The sequence below is a fragment of the Novosphingobium sp. Gsoil 351 genome (assembly GCF_009707465.1).
Classification (GTDB): domain Bacteria; phylum Pseudomonadota; class Alphaproteobacteria; order Sphingomonadales; family Sphingomonadaceae; genus Novosphingobium.
On the sequence record NZ_CP046120.1, the window covers coordinates 3,011,432 to 3,034,906 of the forward strand.

General features: G+C 66.0%; 21 protein-coding genes, 1 tRNA gene and 3 pseudogenes. 13 read left to right on the top strand and 12 right to left on the bottom strand.

What is annotated here, in order from left to right:
* Positions 1-37: 37 nt before the first annotated feature.
* From rpsA to aroA, 4 genes are all read right to left on the bottom strand, one after another.
* Entirely contained in the window at positions 38-1,771 is a 1,734-nt protein-coding gene (gene rpsA, locus GKE62_RS14570; protein WP_154692869.1) for a 30S ribosomal protein S1, read from the bottom strand.
* A 399-nt stretch (positions 1,772-2,170) separates the two neighbouring features.
* Positions 2,171-2,791: a d(CMP) kinase gene (locus tag GKE62_RS14575; protein WP_154692870.1), complete on the bottom strand. Its 621-nt coding sequence runs from the start codon at positions 2,789-2,791 to the stop codon at positions 2,171-2,173.
* Positions 2,788-3,063 (bottom strand): hypothetical protein, encoded by a 276-nt coding sequence (locus GKE62_RS14580; RefSeq protein WP_154692871.1) that lies wholly within the window; start codon positions 3,061-3,063, stop codon positions 2,788-2,790. Before GKE62_RS14580 ends, GKE62_RS14575 begins: the two co-directional genes overlap by 4 nt.
* A complete protein-coding gene (gene aroA / locus GKE62_RS14585; RefSeq protein ID WP_154692872.1) occupies positions 3,060-4,403 on the bottom strand; it encodes a 3-phosphoshikimate 1-carboxyvinyltransferase in 1,344 nt (447 codons plus the stop codon). Before aroA ends, GKE62_RS14580 begins: the two co-directional genes overlap by 4 nt.
* 165 nt (positions 4,404-4,568) lie before the next feature.
* Between aroA and GKE62_RS14590 the strand changes: the two genes are divergently transcribed.
* The 5 genes from GKE62_RS14590 (at position 4,569) to GKE62_RS14610 (ending at position 8,034) form a co-directional block, all read left to right on the top strand.
* Positions 4,569-4,883, top strand: coding sequence for an FYDLN acid domain-containing protein (locus GKE62_RS14590; protein WP_154692873.1), 315 nt, complete (start codon positions 4,569-4,571; stop codon positions 4,881-4,883).
* Between the two features lie 264 nt (positions 4,884-5,147).
* Positions 5,148-5,223: transfer RNA gene (locus GKE62_RS14595), tRNA-Ala, on the top strand.
* 109 nt (positions 5,224-5,332) lie between these two features.
* Positions 5,333-5,965, top strand: coding sequence for a hypothetical protein (locus tag GKE62_RS14600; protein WP_154692874.1), 633 nt, complete (start codon positions 5,333-5,335; stop codon positions 5,963-5,965).
* Between the two features lie 3 nt (positions 5,966-5,968).
* The gene (locus tag GKE62_RS14605; protein WP_230206720.1) at positions 5,969-6,700 is read left to right on the top strand and encodes a hypothetical protein; all 732 of its coding nucleotides are present in this window, start codon (positions 5,969-5,971) and stop codon (positions 6,698-6,700) included.
* Between the two features lie 29 nt (positions 6,701-6,729).
* Positions 6,730-8,034: an NRAMP family divalent metal transporter gene (locus tag GKE62_RS14610; protein WP_230206721.1), complete on the top strand. Its 1,305-nt coding sequence runs from the start codon at positions 6,730-6,732 to the stop codon at positions 8,032-8,034.
* Between the two features lie 6 nt (positions 8,035-8,040).
* Here the strand turns inward: GKE62_RS14610 and GKE62_RS18560 are convergent, their stop codons facing one another.
* Positions 8,041-8,259 (bottom strand): energy transducer TonB, encoded by a 219-nt coding sequence (locus GKE62_RS18560; RefSeq protein WP_195908416.1) that lies wholly within the window; start codon positions 8,257-8,259, stop codon positions 8,041-8,043.
* A gap of 737 nt (positions 8,260-8,996) precedes the next feature.
* On the opposite strand from GKE62_RS18560, the gene GKE62_RS14620 reads away from it, so the two are divergent.
* Positions 8,997-10,181, top strand: a complete 1,185-nt coding sequence (locus tag GKE62_RS14620; protein WP_154692876.1) for an acyl-CoA dehydrogenase family protein — start codon at positions 8,997-8,999, stop codon at positions 10,179-10,181.
* Between the two features lie 163 nt (positions 10,182-10,344).
* Here the strand turns inward: GKE62_RS14620 and GKE62_RS19085 are convergent, their stop codons facing one another.
* The 3 genes from GKE62_RS19085 to GKE62_RS14630 form a co-directional block, all read right to left on the bottom strand.
* Positions 10,345-10,671 (bottom strand): DUF6481 family protein, encoded by a 327-nt coding sequence (locus tag GKE62_RS19085; RefSeq protein WP_370516101.1) that lies wholly within the window; start codon positions 10,669-10,671, stop codon positions 10,345-10,347.
* Positions 10,672-10,762: 91 nt separating this feature from the next.
* Positions 10,763-12,355 carry an ATP-binding protein gene (locus tag GKE62_RS14625; RefSeq protein WP_154692877.1) on the bottom strand — a complete coding sequence of 531 codons (1,593 nt, stop codon included), beginning with the start codon at positions 12,353-12,355 and terminating at the stop codon, positions 10,763-10,765.
* Positions 12,356-12,456: 101 nt separating this feature from the next.
* A complete protein-coding gene (locus GKE62_RS14630) occupies positions 12,457-13,404 on the bottom strand; it encodes an isopenicillin N synthase family oxygenase (RefSeq protein ID WP_154692878.1) in 948 nt (315 codons plus the stop codon).
* Between the two features lie 58 nt (positions 13,405-13,462).
* On the opposite strand from GKE62_RS14630, the gene GKE62_RS14635 reads away from it, so the two are divergent.
* Together GKE62_RS14635 and GKE62_RS14640 are read left to right on the top strand one after the other, a co-directional pair.
* Positions 13,463-13,894: an EVE domain-containing protein gene (locus tag GKE62_RS14635; RefSeq protein ID WP_154692879.1), complete on the top strand. Its 432-nt coding sequence runs from the start codon at positions 13,463-13,465 to the stop codon at positions 13,892-13,894.
* A gap of 60 nt (positions 13,895-13,954) precedes the next feature.
* Complete coding sequence (locus GKE62_RS14640; RefSeq protein ID WP_154692880.1) at positions 13,955-14,134, top strand: hypothetical protein; 180 nt, start codon at positions 13,955-13,957, stop codon at positions 14,132-14,134.
* Here GKE62_RS14640 and GKE62_RS14645 read toward each other — a convergent pair.
* A complete protein-coding gene (locus tag GKE62_RS14645; protein WP_154693751.1) occupies positions 14,124-15,446 on the bottom strand; it encodes an MFS transporter in 1,323 nt (440 codons plus the stop codon). The two genes, GKE62_RS14640 and GKE62_RS14645, sit on opposite strands and share 11 nt — an antisense overlap.
* A 113-nt stretch (positions 15,447-15,559) precedes the next feature.
* Between GKE62_RS14645 and pgsA the strand changes: the two genes are divergently transcribed.
* Positions 15,560-16,153 (top strand): CDP-diacylglycerol--glycerol-3-phosphate 3-phosphatidyltransferase, encoded by a 594-nt coding sequence (gene pgsA, locus GKE62_RS14650; RefSeq protein WP_154693752.1) that lies wholly within the window; start codon positions 15,560-15,562, stop codon positions 16,151-16,153.
* An 8-nt stretch (positions 16,154-16,161) separates the two neighbouring features.
* Here the strand turns inward: pgsA and GKE62_RS14655 are convergent.
* Both GKE62_RS14655 and rnd read right to left on the bottom strand, forming a co-directional pair.
* Positions 16,162-17,059: pseudogene (locus GKE62_RS14655) on the bottom strand (hydrogen peroxide-inducible genes activator).
* A gap of 9 nt (positions 17,060-17,068) precedes the next feature.
* Positions 17,069-18,276 (bottom strand): annotated as a pseudogene (rnd, locus tag GKE62_RS14660) (ribonuclease D).
* Positions 18,277-18,400: 124 nt separating this feature from the next.
* Here rnd and aspS point away from each other — a divergent pair.
* The 4 genes and pseudogenes from aspS (at position 18,401) to mltG (ending at position 23,027) form a co-directional block, all read left to right on the top strand.
* On the top strand, positions 18,401-20,179 hold the full coding sequence (gene aspS / locus GKE62_RS14665) for an aspartate--tRNA ligase (RefSeq protein ID WP_154692881.1): 1,779 nt from the start codon (positions 18,401-18,403) through the stop codon (positions 20,177-20,179).
* A 159-nt stretch (positions 20,180-20,338) separates the two neighbouring features.
* Complete coding sequence (locus GKE62_RS14670; protein WP_154692882.1) at positions 20,339-20,575, top strand: acyl carrier protein; 237 nt, start codon at positions 20,339-20,341, stop codon at positions 20,573-20,575.
* A 108-nt stretch (positions 20,576-20,683) separates the two neighbouring features.
* Positions 20,684-21,946, top strand: a complete 1,263-nt coding sequence (fabF, locus tag GKE62_RS14675) for a beta-ketoacyl-ACP synthase II (RefSeq protein WP_154692883.1) — start codon at positions 20,684-20,686, stop codon at positions 21,944-21,946.
* A gap of 134 nt (positions 21,947-22,080) precedes the next feature.
* A pseudogene (mltG, locus tag GKE62_RS14680) lies at positions 22,081-23,027 on the top strand (endolytic transglycosylase MltG).
* On the opposite strand, the gene GKE62_RS14685 reads toward mltG, so the two are convergent.
* Positions 23,024-23,440 (bottom strand): sugar transporter, encoded by a 417-nt coding sequence (locus GKE62_RS14685; protein WP_154692884.1) that lies wholly within the window; start codon positions 23,438-23,440, stop codon positions 23,024-23,026. The pseudogene mltG and the gene GKE62_RS14685 overlap by 4 nt on opposite strands.
* Between the last annotated feature and the right edge of the window lie 35 nt (positions 23,441-23,475).

A 23,475-nucleotide genomic window follows, 5' to 3' on the forward strand; every position in this document is an offset into this window, starting at 1 on the left:
TCCGGACGGGCTTCTGTTTGGCTAAAGGCGGTTGGCCTCAGTCGTTCTTGGCCTTGAGCGCGGCGCCGAGGATGTCGCCCAGCGATGCACCCGAATCGGAAGAGCCGTACTGCTCGACCGCTTCCTTCTCTTCGTGGAGCTGGCGCGCCTTGACCGAGAAGTTGGGCTTCTTGGACCGGTCGAAGCCGGTGACCATGGCGTCGAGCTTCTGACCCGCCTGGAAACGGTCGGGGCGCTGCTCGTCGCGGTCGCGGCCGAGATCCGAACGCTTGATGAAGCCGGTCGCGCCGTCCTCGCCGGCCTGGACTTCCAGCCCGCCATCGCGGACTTCGAGCACGGTGACGGTGACGACTTCGCCCTTGCGCAGGCCGCCCGCACCGCCGGCCGCGCCGGAGCTGCTGGCCGAGGCCGAACCGACCGCCGGAGCACCCTTTTCGAGCTGCTTCATGCCCAGGCTGATGCGCTCCTTGTCGACGTCGACGTCGAGCACCACGGCCTTGACCGGCTCACCCTTGCGGTGGAGCGCCAGCGCGTCCTCGCCCGAGATGCCCCAGGCGATGTCGGACATGTGGACCATGCCGTCGACGTCGCCATCCAGCCCGATGAATAGGCCGAACTCGGTGGCGTTCTTGACTTCGCCCTCGACGATCGAACCGATCGGGTGCTTCTCGGCGAAGTCGTCCCACGGGTTCGAATGCGCCTGCTTGAGGCCGAGGCTGATCCGGCGCTTGTCGCTGTCGACCTCCAGCACCATCACGTCGACTTCCTGGCTTGTGCTGACGATCTTGCCGGGGTGGACGTTTTTCTTGGTCCAGCTCATCTCGGAAACGTGGACGAGGCCCTCGATCCCGGCTTCGAGCTCGACGAAAGCGCCGTATTCGGTGATGTTGGTGACCACGCCCTTGAGCTTGGCGCCGACCGGATACTTGGCCGCGACGCCATCCCACGGATCGCTTTCAAGCTGCTTCATGCCCAGCGAGATGCGCTGCGTCTCGGGATTGATGCGGATGATCTGAACCTTGACGACGTCACCGATGTTGATGACCTCGCTCGGGTGGTTGACCCGCTTGTAGCTCATGTCGGTGACGTGGAGCAGGCCGTCGATGCCGCCAAGGTCGACGAACGCGCCGTAGTCGGTGATGTTCTTGACCACGCCGTCGATCACCTGGCCCTCGGCCAGCTTCTCGATCAGGCCCGAACGTTGTTCGGCGCGGGTTTCTTCGAGGACCGCGCGGCGCGAGACCACGATGTTGCCGCGGCGGCGATCCATCTTGAGGATCTGGAACGGCTGCTTCTGGTCCATCAGCGGGCCGACGTCGCGAACCGGGCGGATGTCGACCTGGCTGCCCGGCAGGAACGCCACGGCGCCGTCGAGGTCGACGGTGAAGCCGCCCTTGACCCGGCCGAAGATCGTGCCTTCGACGCGCTTGCCTTCGCCGAATTCGTTTTCGAGCTTGTCCCACGCGGCTTCGCGGCGGGCGCGGTCGCGGCTGAGCATCGCTTCGCCGTCTGCGTTCTCGACGCGGTCGACGTAGACTTCGACTTCATCGCCGACCGAAAGGCCGTGCGGCTGGCCGGGGGCGGCGAATTCGCGCAGGGCGACGCGGCCCTCGCTCTTCAGGCCGACGTCGATGACGGCCTTGTCGTTTTCGATCGCGGTAATCGTACCCTTGACGACGCGTCCCTCGAAGCCGCCGTCGGCACTGCCGCCCAGCGATTCATCGAGCATCGCGGCGAAATCGTCGCGGGTGGGGTTGGCGAGTGATGCCATGTTCAGTTGTATTCCCGTACTGTCGTTGCCGGCCGGGCGGTTGGTTCCGCCGGTCTTTTCTCCGCGAACGGCGGGATTGCCGCGCGCGGGCCAAAAAGGGCCGCTCTCCCCGCCGGGCCGGATGCCATAGCGAGGGTTCGAAGGGTCTGACGATCCGTTGAACTCGGCGCGCCTAGTCGCGGAAGCACCAAAAGGCAAGCGAAAGCGGCGCTTGCATGGACCGCGGGACGCCGTTTGAAACTCTGTGACCTTAGGCGCCACACCCGCGGATTTCCTGGCGCGGCGGGAAAGGCGGTGTGACCTTTCGTAGACGCGCCGGCACCGCCGCGGGGGTTGAGGAACGAGGCGCGCATCGCGCCGGGGTGGCACGAGGCACCCCGTGTAGGAAAATCAAAAGTTCTAGCGCCGGCCGTTCTCGGCCAGGCGGATCGCTTCGGCGACCGACTGTTCGGCACTAAGGTGCGAGTTGTCGAGCGTCAGCGCGTCGTCCGCGGCGCGCAGCGGCGCATCGGCGCGGCCGCTGTCGCGCTGGTCGCGGCGGTGCAGGTCGTCCTCGATCGCCGCCAGCGACACCGCCTCGCCGCGCTTGCGCATTTCGGCGAAGCGGCGTTGGGCACGGGCTTCGACGGATGCGGTGACATACAGCTTCACCTCGGCCTCGGGTGCGATGACGGTGCCGATGTCGCGTCCGTCGAGCACTGCGCCGCCGGGCTGGGTGGCGAAGGCACGCTGGCGATCGTACAGCGCGCGGCGGACCGCGGGATGGATCGAGACCCGGCTCGCCAGCCCGCCCACGATCTCGCTGCGGAGCGCCGGATCGGTCAGCAGGCTTTCAGCGAAATCGCACGCCGCCAGCGCCACCGCCGGATCGTCCGGGTCGCCTCCAGCCAGCTCGACCTGGCGACCCACGGCGCGATAGAGCAGCCCGGTATCGAGATGCGGCAACCCGAAATGCGCGGCAAGGGCCCTGGCGATGGTGCCCTTGCCCGAGGCGGTCGGGCCATCGACCGCGATGATCATCCGGTGCTCCCGCGCCGCCGCTCGCGCAAAGCCTTGACCAGGCCCCACGCTGCAATCACCGCCCATGCCGCTTCAAGCACGAACGCGGCGAGGTTGAAGTGGACCCATAGCGATGCGAGCAGCAAGACCGCGCCGATCAGGTTGGCGACATTGAACATCACCTTGTCGAGCCTTGCGGCGGCGTTGGCATAGGCGAACGCCGCAATGAAGATCGCGCTGCCCATCAGACCGATGATATTGGCCCAGTCGGCGTTGACCCAGGCGGCGCTCATCGGCCGCTCACCGATGCCAGCAGCGCCTCGAAAGCCGGAAAGCTGGTGGCGATCGGGCTGGTATCGTCGACTTCGACGCCGTCGCGACTGACGAGGCCGGCCACGGCCATGCTCATCGCGATGCGGTGGTCGAGGCGCGTGGCGATCGGGCCGCCGCCGTGCAAGGGCTCGCCTCCGCTACCCTGGATGACCAGCCCGTCCTGACGTTCGACCACCCGCGCGCCGATCGCCGCCAGCGCGACGGCCATCGTCGCCAGGCGATCGGATTCCTTGACCCGCAACTCTTCGAGGTGACGCGTGCTTGTCTGGCCTTCGGCCAGCGCGGCGGCGACGAAGAACACCGGGAACTCGTCGATCATGCTGGCGACAACGCGCAGGTCTACTTCGATGCCCTTGAGCGGCGCGTGGCGGACGATCAGGTCGGCGACGGGTTCGCCGCCAACTACGCGCGGGTTGGTCTCGGCAATGTCGGCACCCATGTCGCGCAGAACGTGGACCAGGCCGCAGCGGGTGGGGTTGAGGCCGACGTTCGCGATCGTCAGCTCGCTGCCCGGCACGATGGTGGCGGCGACAATGAAGAACGCGGCGGAGCTGGGGTCGCCGGGAACTTCGATGTCCTGAGGCTTGAGATCGGCCTCGCCGGTCAGGCGGATGATCCGCTCGCCGTCGGCCTCTTCGACGGTCAATTCGGCGCCGAACCCGCGCAGCATCCGCTCGGAATGGTCGCGGGTCGGCACCGGCTCGATCACCGTGGTGACACCGGGCGTGTTGAGCCCGGCGAGCAGCACCGCGCTTTTCACTTGCGCGCTAGCGACGGGCAGACGGTATTCGATCGGCACCGCCGGGTACAGGCCGCGGACCGTCAGCGGCAGCGTGCCGCCCCCGACATCCGGACTGCTGGCGGTGAACTCTGCGCCCATCCGCGACAACGGCTCGATCACGCGGCCCATCGGCCGCTGCGACAGGCTGGCGTCGCCAGTGAAGGTCGCGGTGATCGGGTGGCTGGCGACGAGACCCATCAATAGCCGGGTCGACGTGCCCGAATTGCCCATGTCGAGCGCTTCGCGCGGCTGCATCAGCCCGCCGACGCCGACGCCGTGGACGCGCCATTCGCCCTGGCTGCCCTTGCTGATCGTCGCGCCCATCTGGGTCAGCGCCCGGCCTGTGGCCAATACATCCTCGCCTTCGAGCAATCCGCGGATCGTGGTTTTGCCGATCGCCAGCGCGCCGAGCATCAGCGCGCGGTGGCTGATCGACTTGTCGCCGGGCACGCGGATGGTGCCGCGCAACGGTCCGGCGGGGAGGAAACGGCGAGGGGGTGGGGGGGAAGGGTCGGGCATCGGGGTCCTTGGGGCGCGCGGCTTTTGACAGCGGGGGTGCGCTATGGCAAGGCGCGCCGCCCGGTGTGCCCGGGGGATCAAGAATCTTGAACCCACCGCGCACCGCCCCCATCAACCGTTCGTTCGAGCGAGCTACCCGCCCGTTCGCCAATCTCGAGGATTTTCATGGTCAAGCCAGAATGGGGCGCCAAGCACGGCTGCCCGAAATGCGGCACCCGCTTCTACGACCTGGGCAAGGACGATCCGGTCACTTGCGTCGAGTGCGGCTATGCCTGGCAGCCCGAGCCGGTGCTCAAGTCGAAGCAGCCGGTTCCGTATGAGCAGGTCAAGGAGAAGGTCGAGCCCGCCGACGACGCCGACCTGGGCGACGAGGATCTCGAAGGTGTCGACGACGACGAGGATTCGCCGGACAACGACGTCGATCTCGGCGGTGACGATGATCTCGGCGTGGCCGGGGTCGAGACCGACGAAGAACATTGACTGAAAAAACCCTCACCCCTTCAGGGGAGAGGATAGCAAAGCTTGCTTCGGCAAGAAGCTAGCGCAGCTTGGAGAGGGGCGAGGCCGGGCGCTGTACTGCCTCCCCCTCTCCAACTTCGCCTAGCGAGCAAGCTCGCAAGGCTTCGTATGCTCTCCCCTAAAGGGGGAGGGCAAGTAGCCGCCATTTCCATCTTGCCAGCACCGCCCCCCGGCAATAAGAGGCCGCTTCCGCGCGCCACCCCAGGGCGCGGACATGATGGTTACGGGGCCTTAGCTCAGCTGGGAGAGCGCCTGCATGGCATGCAGGAGGTCAGCGGTTCGATCCCGCTAGGCTCCACCATCGCTTTAACAACGCGCAATTGACCTGGATCACAGCGGGGCGTATTTTTCCCGCTTAGGCAAGGGGCGCGGGCGCTGCCGGCCCGCTGACCAGCATCGGGGGCACAACCGTGAACGCACTTCACCAATTCATTCGCACTGCGAGCCTGGGCGTCGCGGCGGTGGCGTTTGCCGCCGCGCCTGCCGCGCAGGCGCAGTTCGGGGGCTTGAGCCTGGGCTCGCTGGGCAAGAAGAGTTCGACCGCCGACACCTCCAGCAGCGGCTGCCCCGAGGGAAAGAAGAAGAGCGTCGGCGCCTCGATCATGGGCAGCATGGCCGGATCGATGGCCAATCGCGTCGGCGGGCGCTTTGCCAGCTTCGTTCCGCTTCCGGAGTTCGCCACGATCCTGACCAACGCGATCGCCTGCAAGCTCGACCAGAAAGAGCAGAAGCAGGCCGCCGACGCCACGCTGGCGGTGACCCGCGGCGACGATAGCGGCCAGGTCATGGTCGGCCAGACCGCCGAATGGACCTCGGCCAGCCGCAAGGACGTAAAAGGCAAGTCGACCATCGTCGCGGTCGAGCAGGCTCCCGCGGCGCCTGCCGGAAACCCCGGCAAAGGCAAGGGCAAGGACAAGCAGCTCGCCATGGCCTCGCAATGCATCACCGTTTCCGACGTGGTCATCGTCAACGGCGAAGAGACCACCGCCAACAAGCGGATGTGCAAGGCCCCCGGCCAGGCGCGCTATTCGCTGATGGCCTGATCCGTGATCGCAGTGGGCCGCACTCTGCTGACGCTGGCCGCGCTGGCCACCGTTGCCGCCGCTCCCGCCAAACAGGCGGCGGGCGCGTCCGGTCCCGATCCGGACAACCCAAGCTGCCCGGGCCAGCCCGATTGGGGTCCGCTCAAGATCATGACGATCACCCCGGCGGTGAAGGACGGCAAGCACGTGCTGATCCTCGACGGCGTGGTCGAGGATACGCTTCCCGCGCGGCTCAAGGCGGCGATCGACAAGGACGACAAGATCGAGGAAATCTGGCTCAAGTCGCGCGGCGGCGATGCCGAGGCGGGCAATGCCGCGGGCCGCGTGATCCGCAGCTTTCCGGGAATGGCGACGCGGATTCCCGCGGGTTGGACCTGCTTTTCCAGTTGCAACTTCATTTTCATGGGCGGTGACCGGCGCTATGTGGAGCCGGGTGGGGTGTTCATGGTCCACATGTTCACCCACACCCAGGACCGCGACGTCATCGACCTGTCGGTCGGCGAAGGCACCGAGGAAACGATCAAGCTGATCGGCGAGATCGAGCAATCGAGCGCGATGCTGGCCAGCGAGGACAACGATTTCCTCATCCGTATGGGAATCAGCCGCAAGCTGCTGACCGACGTGATGTACAAGCAGCAGGCCGTCGCCAGCGGGGCGAACAAGTCGACGCGCTATTGCCTGAGCCAGGCCGAGGTGCGGAAATACAACGTGATGCCGGTGGAAAGCGCCGGGTAGCGGCGTTTGTTTGCCAGCGGGGCTGGCCCGTGCGACAGACATTTGTGACCGAAACCCCCGAAGACCAACCCAAGAGCTTCCGCGCCTTCCTCAAGGCGCTCGGCCCGGGGCTGATCACCGGCGCAGCGGACGACGATCCCAGCGGAATCGGCACGCACAGCCAGGTCGGGGCCGAGTTCGGCTATGGGCTGGCCTGGACCTTCGTGCTCAGCTTTCCGCTGATGGTCGCGATCCAACAGATCGCGGCGGAGATCGGGCGGATCACGGGCGCGGGTATCGCTCGCAATCTGCGGCGCCATTATCCGCCGTCGCTGCTCTACGCGATGGTGTCGCTGCTGCTCGTGGCCAATATCGTCAACCTGGGTGCCGATTTGAGCGCGATGGGCGCGGCGCTGAGCCTGCTGATCGGGGGGAGCACGGCGCTCTACACGCTGCTTTTCGGAATCGTCTGCATCGTGCTGGAGGTGGGGCTGAGCTACCCGCGCTATGCCGCGATCCTCAAGTGGACCACGCTTTCCTTGTTCACCTACGTCGCCGTCGTGCTCGTCGCCGGGGTGCCGTGGGGCCATGCCTTGCGCTCGCTGGTGGTGCCCGAGCTTCAGTTCAACGCCGCCTACGCGACTGCGTTCGTCGCAATTCTGGGCACCACGATCAGTCCCTACCTGTTCTTCTGGCAGGCCGGCCAAGAAATCGAAGAGCAGCACCGACACCACGCCAAGCCCTTGTGCCTGACGCCGAAGTCCGCGGGTCCGGAGCTCAAGCGAATCCGCCTCGATACGCTGACGGGAATGGCGTTCAGCACGCTAATTTCGCTGGCAATCGTGTTTGCCACCGCGGCGACGCTTCACGCCAGCGGGGTGCGCGACATCGCGACCTCGTCGCAGGCGGCGGAGGCGTTGCGACCGATTGCCGGCCAGTTCGCTTTCGCGATGTTCGCGGTGGGGATCATCGGCACCGGGCTCCTGGCGGTCCCGGTGCTTGCGGGATCGGCGGCCTATGCGGTGACCGAGATGGCGGGCATCGCCGGGAGTCTTGACGCCAAGCCGCTGTCGGCTCGCCTGTTTTACGGAACCATTGCCGCCACCACGCTGGCGGGCGCGGCGCTCAACGGAGTAGGAATCGATCCGGCGCGCGCGCTGTACTGGGCGGCTGTGGTGAACGGCGTTCTGGCGGGCCCGCTGATGGTCATCATGATGCTGATCGTGCGCAATCCGCGGGCGATGGGGCGGTTGACCGTCTCGTCCGCGCAGACCGCGTTCGGCTGGGCTGCGACGCTGGTGATGATCGCGGCGTCGGCGCTGTTCCTGGGTTTCGTTGCGACTGGCGCCGCCTGATACCGTTCATCGACCGCGATCGACATCGCGCGGTATCTCCCAATAGTGGTCCTGCCCGACGCGGGTACTGACCGCCTTGCCCGAGCGGTCACGGGCGGGGCGGAAGAGGAAGCGCTCCTCGATCAACTGGCAGGCGAGGCGGTCGAACCGCGGATAGCCGCTGGTTCGGTCGACCCGGCAGTTGGAAACGTGGCCGTCGGGGTTGACGATGTAGACGACCCCCAACGAGACAGTTTCACCCGGCTCGCCGACATCGTCGGGGATGTACTTGTAAGCCAGCCGGTCACGGATCGGGCGCGGCGGTGTTTCCCGGTTGATCCCGTCGCCATCACCGCCGTCGCCCCCCCGCCCAGGCCGCTGCCATATCCGCCCGCGCCCTGGCCCGGTCCGGCGCGATCGGAAGCGCCGCTCTGGGTGGCGTTGCCGGTGTTCGCGGGGGTCGTCGCGACGACCACTGGAGGTGGCTTGAGGATGATCACAGGCGGTTTGACCGCGACGATCTGGGTCGCCTCGTTCTTCAGATTGCGCTGCCCGGGATCGCCTTTGGGCGCAGATTTCTGAGTAACCTTTGGCGGCGGGGTGGGGGTAGGGGCCGGCGTTGGCCGCGGTGGCAGAAGATCGATCGCAACCAACGCATCGGCCGCCTGTTTGACGACGCCGGCCTGCAGCCCGAACATCAGCATCGCGCCGATCCCCGCGACGATAGCCGTCGAAGCGAGCGCCGAGGCGGTCCTGTTCTGCTGCGCTGCGTACATCTAGCGGCCCGAACTACTCCTGCCGCCCCAACGCGCGGCGGCTGCACTTTATCCCTTGCTTGATTACTGCGAACAGAACGTCGCACACACTTGCCGCTCAAGCCGAGCGAGGTCGAGAGGTCTCGCGCAACGCGCGATCCCTTGACCTCGCTCGACTTGGTCGGGGTTTAGGTTGACGATCTCGCTGGGCCCTTCCAGCCTTGCGTCATGACCGCATTCGATGCCTGGCGCGCCCGCTGTCCCTATTACGACGAAACCCACGAGGCGCTGGCGATGAGCGTCCGGCGCTTCGTGGCGCGCGAGATCGCCCCGCACATCGATCGCTGGGAGGCCGAGGGCGAGCTGCCGCGCGAACTCCACCGCAAGGCGGCCGAGGCCGGCATCCTGGGGCTGCGGTATCCCGAGGAGTACGGCGGGCACAGCCAAGGCTTCGACAACTTCCATTCGCTGGTGGTGACCGAGGAACTCGCAGCGGTCGGTGCGGGCGGGCTGGGGGCTTCACTGATGACCCACGGGATCGGGCTGCCGCCGATCCTTGCGCTGGGTTCGGACGAACTGAAGCGCCGCGTCGCCCCGCGGGTGCTGGCTGGGGAGAAGATCATAGCGCTTGGGATTACCGAGGCTGGGGGCGGGTCGGACGTCGCCAATCTCAAGACCACAGCGCGTCGGTCCAGCGGCCCTGGCGGCGATCACTACGTCGTCGATGGCGGCAAGATGTTCATCACCAGCGGGATGCGCGCCGATTGGCTGACGGCGGCGGTGCGGACCGGCGGGCCGGGGGCGGGCGGAATCTCGCTGCTGCTCATCGCGATGGACTCGCCCGGCGTCAGCCGGACCCGGCTCGACAAGATGGGCTGGCGCTGCTCGGACACCGCCGCGATCCATTTCGACGGTGTGCGCGTCCCCGCCAGCAATCTCATCGGCCCCGAGAACGGCGGCTTCATCGGGATCGTTCGCAATTTCAATGCCGAACGGCTTGGCATGGCGATGGGCTGCTGCGCCTATGCCCGGGTGGCGATGGCCGAGGCAGTGGCGTGGGCGCAAACCCGCCAGACCTTCGGCAAGCCTCTCGTCGGGCATCAATCGATCCGGATCAAGCTTGCCGACATGGAGCGCCAGATCGAGGCGACTCAGGCATGGGTCGACCTGTGCGCGTGGCAGGTTCGCGAGGGCAAGGATCGCCCGGCCGACTTCGCGATGCTGAAAGTTCAGGCGACGCGGATGCTGGAGGCGGTCGCCCGCGAAGCCGCGCAGGTGCTCGGCGGGGCGAGCTATATCACCGGCAGCAAGGTCGAACGGATCTACCGCGAGGTTCGGGTCAACGCGATTGGCGGGGGGAGCGAGGAGATCATGCTCGACCTGGCGGGAAGGCAGCTGTTCGGGGGACGGTAAGGGTTCGCTCTACGCTCCAGGCCCCCCACGCCCACCGATGTCGAGCAGACTCGCAGGGCGGGGTCGAGACACGCGCGCCTGGTCGGCGTTGGGGACGATGTCTCGACGGATGCGCCTCCGCTCCCGCTCGACAAGAGCGGGGGTGGAGACTGCCGGAAACTTCCTACCGCTTTTTGCGGGCCTTCCTTGCTGCATAGCGGGCGTCGCGTTCAGCCTTCTTCTGTTCTTCGGTCAATTCGGGCTTCTTGGCTGCTTCGGCTGCGGCGGCAGCTTCGGCCGCACGCTGGGCGGCTTCGGCCTTGGCCGCTTCGCGCTCGGCGATTTTCGCGAGCCGTTTCTCCTCGGCGGCCGCTGCCTTGCGCTCGGCTGCGGCCTTGCGTTCGGCGACCAGTTCAGGGTCGAGCGGGGGCTTGGCCTTGAGCTTGGCCAGCGCCTTGTCGCGCGCGCGGCGGCGGCGGCCTGGCGGTCGGCGAAGCTGGGGGCTTTGTATGCGGTCATGAAATCAGGGTCTCGATTGGTGGTGCGGCCCGGCCCTTACACGCCTGGGCGCGGTTTGGACAATATCATTGCTCGGCCACCAGCTAGGCTTCCGGAAACACCAGCCGGACCGTTGTTCCCGCACCGGGACTGGACTCGATGTGGATCGACCCGTTCGATTGCAGGACCAGACTGTGGACCTGGGCGAGCCCCAGTCCAGTGCCCTTGCCCACTGCCTTGGTGGTGAAGAACGGATCGAGGGCGCGCGTGGCAACATCCTCGGGCATGCCCGTTCCGGTGTCGCAGATTTCCAGATCGACGCAGCCGGTCTTGTCCGAGTTGCGTCCCGCGATCCGCAGTTTGCCGCCATCAGGCATCGCATCGCGGGCGTTGCCGGCGAGGTTGAGTAGGGCCATCTCCAGCGCCGCGCGATTGGTACGGATCGCCAGGCCGGGCGCAGCCAGGCTGGTTTCCAGCGCGATATCATTGCCCAGCACGCGCACGATCAGCCCCTCGATGTCGGACAACAGCGGCGCCAGTTCGACCCGCTCGAGATCGATCGGCTTGTCGCGGGCGAATTGGAGCAGTTCGGCGGTCAGCCCCGCGCCCTTTTCAGCGGCCTGCCGGATCAGAGACGCCTTGCGCAAGGTCGCCGGATCGGTCGAAGTGCGCTCGATCCCCGGCAAGCTGTTCAGGATCACCTGGAGCACGTTGTTGAAATCATGCGCCACTCCACTCGCGAACCGCCCCAGCGCCTCCATCTTCTGGCTTTGCACAAGCCGTTGCTGGTCGCCGCGCCACCGCACCTGTTCCAACCAGGCAAAGCGCATGGCGATCATCGCGACGAGCAGCGCCAGCGCCACTGCAGCCAAAGTCAGGCCCAGCGATCCGGCGCCCAGGCGGCTGAAGCGTGCCGATGGCATCGCGATGTGCGTGGAGAAACCGCTGAACGAAGATGTGGCGAAGGCCGACCGGTTTCGCAAACCTTCGAGGGTCACCCCTTCGTAAGTGCCGTCCGAAGCGCGGGCGATGGACTGGCGCAGCGAGGCGGAGCCGGGGGTACCGGCGCGATTTCGAAAGTCGAGGGAGCGAGCAAGGAAGCGGCCCTGGCGATCGACGATCGCCGACACGCTTTCGGACCGCAGATCGGCCGCGGCGATCTCGCGCATTAGAATAGCCTGGAACTTGTCCAGACCGATGCTGGCCTCGATCACATAGGGAAGCGTGCCATCCTCTCCGGCGCGGCGATCGATCGCGATACATGGGCAGCCATGGCCCGCGCCCGCGACATTGCCGATCGTGCTTCGGTCTGGCCACGTTTGGGGAACAAGCCCGGCGCCCTGTGCGTCCGGGGCCACGACCCCGTCACGAACCGAAAAGATCGGCCGCCCCGTCGAGCGATCGATGAGCCGGATATCCCGCCAGCCCGGCCGATGGCGCATCACTCGGTCGAAGCGCAGCCGCGCGCCCTCCCAATCCTTCTTCTGGATTAGGGTCGCGCCCGCGAGAACCTGAAGCGCCGCGTCGTCGGCCATCAACTCCCCATCGACCCTGGCATTGACGGCACGCGCGGCGGTCAGCGCGCGGCTTACCGCTTCGGCGCTTTGCTTGCGCAGTTGCCCCGCGGTAACCGTCGCGGCAAGAATCGCCAGTGGCGCGAGCGCGGTAAAGCCTAGGATCAGGCTTGTGCGACGCATTTTTTTCCCAGCCCCCTGCCGCGATGTTTAGCCGAAATTCCCCGACAAGATGGCTGACCGATGAAATTGCGAGATTGATCTAGGTCAACGGTCCAATCTAGCTAATTCTTAAGGCCGATCTCGCGCAGACGCTCCTGCAGATAGTCGTCGGCGGTGATCGGTGCTTGTCCATTTATCGGATACCGATCCGGATTTCGCTCGGTCACGCACTGCGGCAGCGTGACGAACGGGAAGTCGCTGCGCAAGTGCAGGAAGAACGGCATCGAATACCGGCTGTGCGCTGCCCTCGGGCCATCCGGATTGCGCACGCGGTGGGTGGTGCTGGGCAGCACGTGGTTGGTCAGCCGCTGAAGCATGTCGCCAATGTTGACCACCAGCGCGCCTTCGGGCGGGTCGACCGCCAGCCACTTGCCGTCTTTGGTCAGCAGTTCGAGCCCAGCTTCCTCCGCCCCCAACAGCAGAGTGATCAGATTGATGTCCTCGTGCGCTCCGGCGCGGATCGCTCCGCCTTCGACGCTCGGCACCGGCGGGTAATGGAGCAGTCGCAGCACCGAGTTGCCGTCTTTTATGGCCGGGTCGAACCATTGCTCGTCGAGGCCCAGCCACACCGCGATTCGGCTCAGGATCGTCGCGCCGACCCTGTCGAGTTCGGCGTATAGCCTCTCAAACGTCTCGCGAAAGCCGGCGGGTCGCGCCGGCCAGACGTTGGGCGGCATCGAATCCGCCAGCGCATGGCCCGGCGGCAGATCGCGTCCGACATGCCAGAATTCCTTGAGATCGTGAGCCTTGGCGCCCTTGGCGATCTCGGTGCCGAACGCTGTGTAGCCGCGCGCGCCGCCCTGTCCGGGGATCAGGTAGCTGCGCTTCTCCGCCTCGGGCAGCGCGAAGAATTGCGCGGTCAGATCCCGGGCGCGGCGCACCAGCGCCGGATCGAGGCCGTGGTCCCTGACCATGGCGAAACCAAAGGTACGGAAGCTGTCGCCCAGATCGCGCGCAAGGAGGTCGGGCGCGTCGGCGAGCGACAGCACCGGGAGGGTATCGAGGTCCATGGAATCGTCCAATAAGGATGTCTATGGCCATCCCCTAGCGTTAGCGGAGAGCAAATTCATGACCAAAAGCTATTGGCTGATGAAGTCGGAACCCGACGTCTATGGCTGGGACGACCTTGTTGCCGAGGGGGAGGGCACGTGGGACGGTGTGCGCAACCACGCCGCCAAGCTCCATCTCCAGGCGATGAACAAGGGCGACGAGGCGTTCTTCTACCACTCCAACATCGGGCTGGAGATCGTCGGAATCATGAAGATCAGCGTGCCCGGCTTGAAGGATCCCAAGGACGAAACGGGCAAGTGGGCGGCGGTCAAGGTCAAACCCGTCAGGAAGCTGAAACGCGGCGTCTCGCTCAAGGAAATCAAGGCCACTCCCGAACTTGCGGCGATGGAAATGCTGCGTCAGTCGCGCCTGTCGGTCGCGCCGGTGCGGCCCGAGGAGTGGGAGCGGATCGTCGCGATGAGCAAAGGGCCCGCGCCGGGATCGGCTTGACCCGCACAATCGTGGTAAACGCACTGTTAGGATTTTCGCACAGGGCATAGCATTGCCGGCATGAGTCGTTCTCTCGCCCTGATGCGCCCCGCCCAGCCCAACGCGTTCCGCACCCGGCTCCGCTTTCTCGCGCTCAAGCGCCAGATCCGCCAGAGCACCGGCCTGACGATGCAGGACGCGCGCGATTTCGGTATGGCCTATTGCGCCTGCTTCCTCGCAGTGAGCGCGTTTATCGCGTGAGCGTGGAAGGGCAGCCGCGCTTCTCTGCCTGGAACAGCTTTTGTGCCAACCAGGCCGAGATCAGGCACATCCCCGCGCTGAGCAGCAATTGATCGACGATCGAGACCCCCGCGGCGGACAGCCCCACCGCCAGCAGGGACCCGACCACCATCGCGCCTGAATTGACGATGTTGTTCGCCGCGATCGTCCGCGCGGTCTGCGATTTGTCGACGAAGGTGGTCAGGAAGGCGTAGAGCGGGACGACGAACATGCCCCCGGTCACCGCGATCCCCAGCAGCGCGACCAGCAGGGGGCCCGCTAGCGGCTGGCGCAGGAATTGGGAGACATTCAGCAGGCCGTCCGCGGGGTGCCCGGCCCACCCGCGGCAGACGATGTAGAAAATCACCACGAACCCGGCCATCAGGATTACCGATCCGGTGGCGAAGCGCGCCGAAACCCGCCCCTTGAGCAGGGCGTTGATCGACATCGAACCGATCGCCACCCCAATCGAGAACACCACCAGGAAGAGGCTGGCGACTTCCTTGCTCGCCTCGAGCACGTTCTTGGCAAGCGGGGGGAACTGGATGAACAGCACCGCACCGATGGTCCAGAAAAAGCTGATCGCCGTGATTGCCAGGAACACCCGGCGATCGTGGAGGGTGTTGCCCACCAACCGCACCGACGAGCGGACGAGGTGGAAATCGAGCGGCTCGCCGGGGCTGAGCGGCGGGGCGTCGGGCACCTCGCGGCTCACCGTGTAGCCGAGCAGCGCGGTCACGATCACCCCTGCCGCAGCCCATTCGACCGGAATCCACCCCGCCAGGATCGTCCCCGCCAGGATCGCGATGTAGGTTCCCGCCTCGACCAGCCCGGTTCCGGCGAGGACTTCGCCGGGTTCGAGATGCTGCGGCAAAATTGCGTACTTGATCGGGCCGAAGAACGTCGAATGGACCCCCATCGCGAACAGCGCGGTCAGCATCAGCGGGATCGCGATGGCGCTCGCGCCCCCGCTGCGCCAGGCGAGCAGCAGCCCAGCCGCGCCGACCAGCATGATCGCGATCTCGCAGGCCTTGACGATGCGGATGATCCGCGCCTTGTCGCGCATGTCGGCCAACTGCCCGGCGAGCGCTGAGAGTACGAAGAACGGCAGGATGAACAGCCCGCTGGCGATCGCGCTGAACTGGGCTTCGGCCTCGGCCGAGTTGTAGATGCTGTAAACCACGTACAGCACCATCGCGTTCTTGAAGAGGTTGTCGTTGAAGGCGCCGAGAAGTTGGGTGACGAACAGGGGCAGGAAACGTCGCGAATGGACGAGATGCGTCGAAGTGGTCATGCGATCCTTGCCAGCATCTTCGTTCGGGGCCACTGTCTAGCGCCATGTCGAGCGCGGACAAGACATTTGGCGGAGACGCAACCTTGGCACCCGGAACGGTTCCGCGCGGGCGGATGCTGACGCTGCCCAACGCGCTCACGCTGAGCCGGATCGTCGCGGTGCCGCTGCTGGCGTTCCTGCTGTGGTGGCCGACCTGGGAACTGGGCTATGGCCTGGCCTTCGCGATGTACTGCCTGATGGGCATCACCGACTATTTCGACGGCTATCTCGCGCGCGCGAGCAAGCAGGTCAGCCGCCTCGGTCAGTTCCTCGATCCGATTGCCGACAAGATCATGATCGCCGCGGTGATCCTGGTGCTCGCCGCGCAAGGGGTGATGCGCGGGCCCTACGTGGGCGACATGCACGTGATCGCGGGTCTGGTGATCCTGATCCGCGAGATCGCCGTCTCGGGCCTGCGCGAGTTCCTCGGCGGCCTGCAGGTCTCGATCCCGGTCAGCCGCCTGGCCAAGTGGAAGACAACCTTCCAGCTCGTCTGCCTGGGCGCGTTGATCCTCGGCAACGCGCTGCCGCGGTGGAACGTGTGGGTGCTCGGAATCGAAGCCAACGTGCCGCACACAGTCGGCCTGACCACGCTGTGGGCCGCAGCGGCGCTAACGGTGATCACCGGCTGGGACTATCTGAGGGTGGGCCTGAAGCACATGGATTGAGTCGGCGCTCACCCCGCCCGCAATTCCCCCGCCAGCATCCTGAACTCGTCGCCGCGGGGTGAGTTCTTGCGCCAGACCAGCGCGATCCGGCGAGAGGCGTTGGCGGAGTCTAGGGGGCGCGCGACGATCTGGGTGTCGCGCAGGATGCCCGCCTCCAACGCCATCGCGGGCAGCATCGTCAGCCCCAGGCCGTTGTCGACCATTTGCACCAGGGTGTGCAGCGAAGTGCCGATCATCGTCGCGCTGGCGCGCATTTCGGGGCGGTTGCAGGCGGCCAGTGCATGATCCCTTGAGGCAGTGGCCGTCCTCGAGCAGCAGCAGTCGCGATTCGTCGATCGTGGCGGGCACGATGCTGGCGGGCGGATCGCGCGGGTCGTCCTTGGGGAAGGCGACGAACAGCGCGTCGTCGAACAATGCCTCGCACTCGACCTCGCCAGTAGCGAAGGGCAGCGCGAGCAAGACGCAGTCGGCGCGGCCGTGGTGGAGCGATTCGATCGCCGCAGCGCTGGGCTCCTCGCGCAGGAACAGCTTGAGCAGCGGCCGCTCCTGGCGCAGGCGCGGCAGAATCTTGGGCAGCAGAAACGGCGCGATCGTGGGGATCACGCTCATCCGCAGTTCGCCGGCCAGCGGCTGGCCGCTCGACTGGACCAGCTCGCTCAACTCCTCCGCCTCGCGCAGCAGGCGGTGCGCCTTGGCCACTACCCGGTTGCCCAGCGGGGTGAAGCGGACCACCCGCCGAGTGCGCTCGACGAGAACCACGCCGAGCAGCGATTCAAGTTCGCGCAGGCCTGCCGAGAGGGTCGATTGCGAAACGAAGCAGCTTTCCGCCGCACGGCCGAAATGGCCGTGCTCGTGCAAGGCGACGAGATATTGGAGCTGCTTGAGGGTAGGATGGTAGGTGGTCACCCGCGGCCATCAGCCCACATGCGCCACCGCATCGGCGCTGCCGCCGCCGATGTCGTCGATGTGCGCCATCTTGAGCTTGCCGCCAACCACGGCGAACGCGGTTTTGCCCTCGACCAACTCCAGCGCGTCCTTGCCGAACACCTCCCAGCGCCAGCCCTCGAGGATCGCCAGCCCCTTGCGCTGGCCCGCCGCAAGCGCCTCCAGGTCGTCGCTGCGCGTCAGAAGGCGGGCGGCGATGTCGGCCTCGCGACAGCGAATCTTGAGCAGCAGCTTGAGCAGGTCGGCGACCAGCGCGCCCTCCTTGCCGAGCGGCGCGCGCGCGCCGCGCGCGCCGGGATCTCGTCTTCGGTCAGCGGCCTGGCGCCATCGAGCGCGGCCATCATCCGCCGCCCGATCTCGTTGTCGCGCCAACCGGCCGAGAGGCCGCGGACCTTGGCGAGATCGGCCTGGTGCTGCGGGGGGTGTCCTGCAATGTCGGCCAGCGTCTCGTCGCGCGCGATCCGTCCGCGCGGGATGTTCTTGTCCATCGCCTCTACCTCGCGCCACGCCGCCAGCGCGCGCAGGCGGCCAAGGACGGCGGGGTTGCGGCTGGGCGCGCGGATGCGCTGCCACATGTTCTCCGGATCGCTCTTGTAGTTGGCCGGGTCGGCGAGCTTGTCCATCTCGGCGTCGAGCCATGCGCCGCGCCCGGTCTTGATCAGCCGTTTGAGCATCCGCGGGAAGATCTTGGCCAGATGTGTGACGTCGCCGATCGCGTATTCGACCTGACGCTCGCTAAGCGGGCGGCGCGACCAGTCGGTGAACCGCGCCCCCTTATCGACGGAGAAGCCCAGCCAAGATTCCACCAGGTTGGAATAGCCGATCTGTTCCGACTGGCTGATCGCCATCGACGCGATCTGGGTGTCGAAGATCGGGTGCGGGGTCTTTTGGGTCAGGTTGAAGATGATCTCCACGTCCTGCCCGGCGGCGTGGAAGACCTTGAGCACGTCCTCGTTGTCGACCAGCAGGTGGAGCAGCGGGGCGAGGTCGATCCCCGGAGCCAGCGGATCGATCGCCGCGGCCTCCTCGCTGTCGGCGATCTGGACCAGGCATAACTCGGGCCAGAAGGTGTTCTCGCGCATGAACTCGGTGTCCACGGTGATGAACTCGGCCTTCGCCAGCCGGCCGCAAAGGTCCTCGAGCGCGGCGGTGGTGGTGATCAGGGGATGGATTTTCATGCCAGTTTCGATGCGGCTTTCGATGCTGTAGGGGCAGGCTTCCGGCTGCTTGACAAAGCGGGCGGCATCCCCTGTTAGCGCGCGCTTCCCCTGCATGATGCGCGGCCGTTTGGAAAGAGTTTCGATGCATCCCTATCGCACCCACACCTGCGCGGCGTTGCGCCGGGCCGACGTCGGCGCCCAGGCGCGGCTTTCGGGCTGGGTCCACCGCAAGCGCGACCATGGCGGGCTGCTGTTCGTGGATCTGCGCGACCATTTCGGGCTGACCCAGATCGTTGTCGATACCGACAGCCCGGCGTTCGTTGCGCTCGAACGACTGAGGGTGGAAAGCGTGGTGACGGTGACCGGCAAGGTCGTCGCGCGCACCGCGGATACCGTGAACAGCAATCTCCCGACCGGCGAGATCGAAATCCGCGCGACCGAAGTCGAAGTGCGCTCGGCGGCGGAGGAACTGCCGATGCCGGTGGCGGGTGAGCAGGATTATCCCGAGGACATCCGCCTCAAGTATCGCTATCTCGACCTGCGCCGCGAGAAGGTTCACGCCAACATGATGCTGCGCTCGGCGGTCATCGCCAGCCTTCGGCGGCGAATGATCGAGCAGGGCTTCACCGAGTTCCAGACCCCGATCCTGACCGCATCCTCGCCCGAAGGCGCGCGCGACTATCTGGTGCCCAGCCGGGTGCATCCAGGCAAGTTCTACGCGCTTCCCCAGGCGCCGCAGATGTTCAAGCAGTTGCTGATGGTCGCCGGGTTCGACAAGTATTTCCAGATCGCCCCATGCTTCCGAGACGAGGACGCCCGGGCCGACCGTAGCCCGGGCGAGTTCTACCAGCTCGATTTCGAGATGAGCTTCGTGACCCAGGACGATGTCTTCGCGGCGATCGAACCGGTGCTGGGTGGGGTATTCGCCGAGTTCGGCAACGGGCGGACGGTCACCGAAGGCGCATTCCCTCGCATCCCTTACCGCGAATCCATGCTCAAATACGGCAGCGACAAACCCGACTTGCGCAACCCGCTGACGATCACCGACGTCACCGAACACTTCAGGGGATCGGGGTTCGGCCTATTCGACCGGATCGTGAGCGAAGGCGGGGTGGTCAGGGCGATCCCGGCGCCCGGAGCGGGTAAACTGAGCCGCAAGTTCTTCGATGAGATGAACGAGTGGGCGCGAGGCGAGGGTCATGCGGGCCTCGGCTACATTAACATCAAGGAAGGCGTCCCCGCTGGCCCGATCGCCAAGAACCACGGCGAGGAAGCCACCGCGGCGCTGGTCGCCGCGCTCGGGCTGGGGTCCGACGACGGCGTGTTCTTCGCCGCGGGCAAGGAGGCGCAGGCGACTAAACTTGCCGGTCTCGCGCGCACACGCACGGCGGAGAGCCTCAAGCTGATCGAGGAAGACGCGTTCCGGTTGTGCTGGATCGTCGATTTCCCCATGTTCGAGTACGACGAGGAGGCCAAAAAGATCGATTTCAGCCACAACCCGTTCTCGATGCCGCAGGGCGAGCTCGAGGCGCTGGAGACGCAGGACCCGCTCACGATCAAGGCTTGGCAGTACGACATCGTCTGCAACGGGGTGGAACTGTCGTCGGGCGCGATACGAAACCATCGCCCGGAGATCATGTACAAGGCGTTCGAGATCGCCGGCTATTCGCGCGATCAGGTCGATGCGGACTTCGCGGGCATGATCAACGCGTTCAAGTTCGGTGCACCCCCACATGGTGGCTCCGCGCCTGGGGTCGACCGGATCGTGATGCTGCTGGCCGACGAACCCAACATTCGCGAGGTAATCGTCTTCCCGATGACCCAGAAGGCCGAAGACCTGATGATGAACGCTCCCGCACCGGTCACGCCCAAACAGCTGCGCGAGCTGCAGCTGCGGGTGGTGGAGCAGGCCAAGGGCTAGCGCCTTGCACCGCAATCATGAAGAAAGACGGTAAAATGGCCGGGTATGGAATTCGGTGCTTCGGTGCGTGCCAGCGTCTGCCCCACTTGCCAGCAACCCTCCCGTTCATTAGGGCGAAAGCTTGAAATCCACCCCCACACTCTCGCGAAGGGCATTTGCATGAGCGACACCGCGGACCGCGTTAAGAAGATCGTCGTCGAGCACCTAGGCGTCGAAGCCGACAAGGTGACCGAGGACGCGAGCTTCATCGACGACCTGGGCGCCGACAGCCTCGACATCGTCGAGCTGGTCATGGCCTTCGAAGAAGAATTCGGCGTCGAGATTCCCGACGACGCGGCCGAGAAGATCGGCACCGTTTCCGACGCGATCAAGTACATCGACGACAACAAGGGCTGAGCTCCCGCCAAATCAACTCCGCACGCCCCGAGCCTGTCTCGGGGCGAACGCGGGCATCGACAGGCTCAGCCCCCGCGGGTTTGAGCCTGTCGCTTTCTGGAGATGCGCATGCGCCGTGTGGTCATAACCGGGCTGGGTCTTGTCACTCCCTTGGGTGGCGATGTTGAGACGACGTGGAAGAATCTGATCGCGGGCAAGAGCGGTGCCGGCCCGATCACGCGGTTCGATACCACCGGCCAGAAGTGTCTGATCGCGTGCGAGGTCAAGCCCAAGGACCACGAATACGGCTTCGATCCGGACAAGCGCGTCGATCATAAGGTCCAGCGCCAGGTCGATCCGTTCATCATTTACGGCATCGACGCCGCAGGGCAGGCGCTCGAGGATGCGGGCCTGACCGAGATGGACCAGGCGACCAAGGAGCGCACTGGCTGCTCGATCGGTTCGGGCATCGGCGGGCTGCCGGGGATCGAGAGCGAATCGCTGGTGCTGGCAGAAAAGGGTCCGGGCCGGGTCTCCCCACACTTCGTCCACGGCCGCCTGATCAACTTGATCAGCGGCCAGGTCTCTATCAAATATGGGCTGATGGGGCCCAACCACGCGGTGGTCACCGCCTGTTCGACCGGAGCGCACTCGATCGGCGACGCGGCGCGGATGATCCGCGACGACGATGCCGACATCATGCTCGCGGGCGGCGCCGAAGGCACGATCAACCCGCTCGGCGTCGCCGGGTTCGCGCAGGCGCGGGCGCTGAATATGAGCTATAATGACCGGCCTCAGCAGGCCAGCCGCCCCTACGACAAAGACCGCGACGGGTTCGTGATGGGCGAGGGCGCCGGGGTGGTGGTGCTCGAGGAGTACGAGCACGCCAAGGCCCGCGGCGCGAAGATCTACGCCGAAGTGGTCGGCTATGGCCTCTCGGGGGACGCCTATCATGTCACCGCGCCGCACCCCGAAGGCCGAGGCGCCGAACTGGCGATGCGGATGGCGCTGAAGAAGGCCGGGATGGGACCAGGCGACATCGACTACGTCAACGCCCATGGCACCTCGACGATGGCCGACACGATCGAGCTCGGCGCGGTCAAGCGCGTGCTCGGCGACGATCTCGACGGCGCCTCGATGAGCAGTACCAAGTCCGCGATCGGCCATCTTCTGGGCGGCGCGGGGGCGGTCGAGACGATCTTCTGCATCCTCGCCATCCGGGATCAGATCGTCCCCCCCACGCTCAATCTCGACAATCCCGACGAAGGCACCGAGGGCGTCGACCTGGTCCCCCATAAGGCCAGGAAGCGCAAGGTCCGCGCCGCGCTCAACAACTCATTCGGTTTCGGCGGGACCAACGCCAGCCTGATCGTCAAGGCGGTCGAGGATTAGGCGCGGCGATTCACCAACTCCGCTCATGTCGAGCGAAGTCGAGACATCTTGAGCGAGGTTCGGCACTGACGCCTATCCCTCGACTTCGCTCGGGATGAGCGGGAACATTTATTGTGACCACGTCCAGAAAATTAATTGGCGCCCTCGCGGTCGTCGCCCTCCTCGCCGCGGGCCTGTGGCTGCGCGGGTGGTACGGCTCCGGACCTCTCGAAAAAGACACCGCATTCATCGTCCCCGATGGCTCGACCCTGACCAGCGTCGCCGCCAAGCTCGAAAAGGAGCGCGCGATCGGCTCGTCCGCCGCCTTTCTCACCCGGGCCAAGATCCTCGGCGGTTCCGCTCCGATCAAGGCGGGCGAATTCCTGCTCCCCGCGCATGCCAGCAACGCGACAATTCTCGACCTACTCCAATCCGGCAAAGCGTTGCGCAGATTGGTCGCGGTGCCCGAAGGGATGCCCTCGATCATGGTGTGGGATCGGCTGATGGCGCAGCCGCTTCTGAGCGGCCAAATCCCGGTGCCGGAGGAAGGCTCGCTGCTGCCCGACAGCTACGATTTCGAACGGGGGAAACGCGCGCGGCGGTGGTCGCACGAATGCAGGCGGCGATGCGCAAGGTGCTCGCCGAAGCCTGGGCGAAACGCGCGCCGAACCTGGTGGTCAAGACCCCGCAGGAAGCGCTGACGCTGGCCTCGATCGTCGAGAAGGAGACCGGCAAGCCATCCGAGCGGCGGATGGTGGCGGGGCTCTACTCGAATCGCCTGCGCACGGGCATGCTGCTCCAGGCCGATCCGACGATCATCTACCCGATCACCCGCGGCAAGCCGCTCGGCCGCCGGATCAGACAGTCAGAGATCGCCGCGATCAACGATTACAACACCTATTCGATGACCGGGCTGCCCAAGGGACCGATCACCAATCCGGGCAAGGCCTCGATTCTGGCGGTGCTCAATCCGGCCAAGACCGAAGCGCTGTACATGGTCGCCGACGGCACCGGCGGCCACGTCTTCGCCAACACCTTGGCCGAACACAACGCCAACGTGGCCAAGTGGTTCGCGCTGAGGCGTGCGCGTGGCGAACTCTAGCGCAGCACGCGCTCCTGCGCCTTGCGCCAGGAGTACCAAAGGCTGAACGCGGCGATGGCGATGATGATCAGCGGGAAGATCGCCGCGCTCGCGCCCTTGTCGGCGATCACGTCGCTGCCGAGGAAGGTCCAGCCGAACTGGACCAGCACCGCCACCAGCGAGACCGCGTAGAGCGGCGCGGCGATCCGGCGACGAAGAAGCAGCGCGATGGCTGCCAGCGTGCTCACCCACACCGCGACGGCATAGGCCGACCACGCCCATTCGGGCATCGCCGCAAAGGCCTTCGCCGTGCTGGGATCGGTAGTCGCCATCTTGGCAAGATCGGCGGTGACTTGGCTGAGATAGGCGGCGTCGCCGATCAGCGACCACACGAGCAGCAAGCCCGCGACGATCCAGAAACTGCGTGTCGGCATGATTGGCTTCCCCTCCGCGCGATCGTGCGCAATTC

What these genes read in the sequence shown, in the direction of transcription:
- rpsA (WP_154692869.1), bottom strand. Translation starts at nt 1,771, where the DNA reads ATGGCATCACTCGCCAACCCCACCCGCGACGATTTCGCCGCGATGCTC.
- GKE62_RS14575 (WP_154692870.1), bottom strand. Translation starts at nt 2,791, where the DNA reads ATGATCATCGCGGTCGATGGCCCGACCGCCTCGGGCAAGGGCACCATC.
- GKE62_RS14580 (WP_154692871.1), bottom strand. Translation starts at nt 3,063, where the DNA reads ATGAGCGCCGCCTGGGTCAACGCCGACTGGGCCAATATCATCGGTCTG.
- aroA (WP_154692872.1), bottom strand. Translation starts at nt 4,403, where the DNA reads ATGCCCGACCCTTCCCCCCCACCCCCTCGCCGTTTCCTCCCCGCCGGA.
- GKE62_RS14590 (WP_154692873.1), top strand. Translation starts at nt 4,569, where the DNA reads ATGGTCAAGCCAGAATGGGGCGCCAAGCACGGCTGCCCGAAATGCGGC.
- GKE62_RS14620 (WP_154692876.1), top strand. Translation starts at nt 8,997, where the DNA reads ATGACCGCATTCGATGCCTGGCGCGCCCGCTGTCCCTATTACGACGAA.
- GKE62_RS14625 (WP_154692877.1), bottom strand. Translation starts at nt 12,355, where the DNA reads ATGCGTCGCACAAGCCTGATCCTAGGCTTTACCGCGCTCGCGCCACTG.
- GKE62_RS14630 (WP_154692878.1), bottom strand. Translation starts at nt 13,404, where the DNA reads ATGGACCTCGATACCCTCCCGGTGCTGTCGCTCGCCGACGCGCCCGAC.
- GKE62_RS14635 (WP_154692879.1), top strand. Translation starts at nt 13,463, where the DNA reads ATGACCAAAAGCTATTGGCTGATGAAGTCGGAACCCGACGTCTATGGC.
- GKE62_RS14640 (WP_154692880.1), top strand. Translation starts at nt 13,955, where the DNA reads ATGAGTCGTTCTCTCGCCCTGATGCGCCCCGCCCAGCCCAACGCGTTC.
- GKE62_RS14645 (WP_154693751.1), bottom strand. Translation starts at nt 15,446, where the DNA reads ATGACCACTTCGACGCATCTCGTCCATTCGCGACGTTTCCTGCCCCTG.
- pgsA (WP_154693752.1), top strand. Translation starts at nt 15,560, where the DNA reads ATGCTGACGCTGCCCAACGCGCTCACGCTGAGCCGGATCGTCGCGGTG.
- aspS (WP_154692881.1), top strand. Translation starts at nt 18,401, where the DNA reads ATGCATCCCTATCGCACCCACACCTGCGCGGCGTTGCGCCGGGCCGAC.
- GKE62_RS14670 (WP_154692882.1), top strand. Translation starts at nt 20,339, where the DNA reads ATGAGCGACACCGCGGACCGCGTTAAGAAGATCGTCGTCGAGCACCTA.
- fabF (WP_154692883.1), top strand. Translation starts at nt 20,684, where the DNA reads ATGCGCCGTGTGGTCATAACCGGGCTGGGTCTTGTCACTCCCTTGGGT.
- GKE62_RS14685 (WP_154692884.1), bottom strand. Translation starts at nt 23,440, where the DNA reads ATGCCGACACGCAGTTTCTGGATCGTCGCGGGCTTGCTGCTCGTGTGG.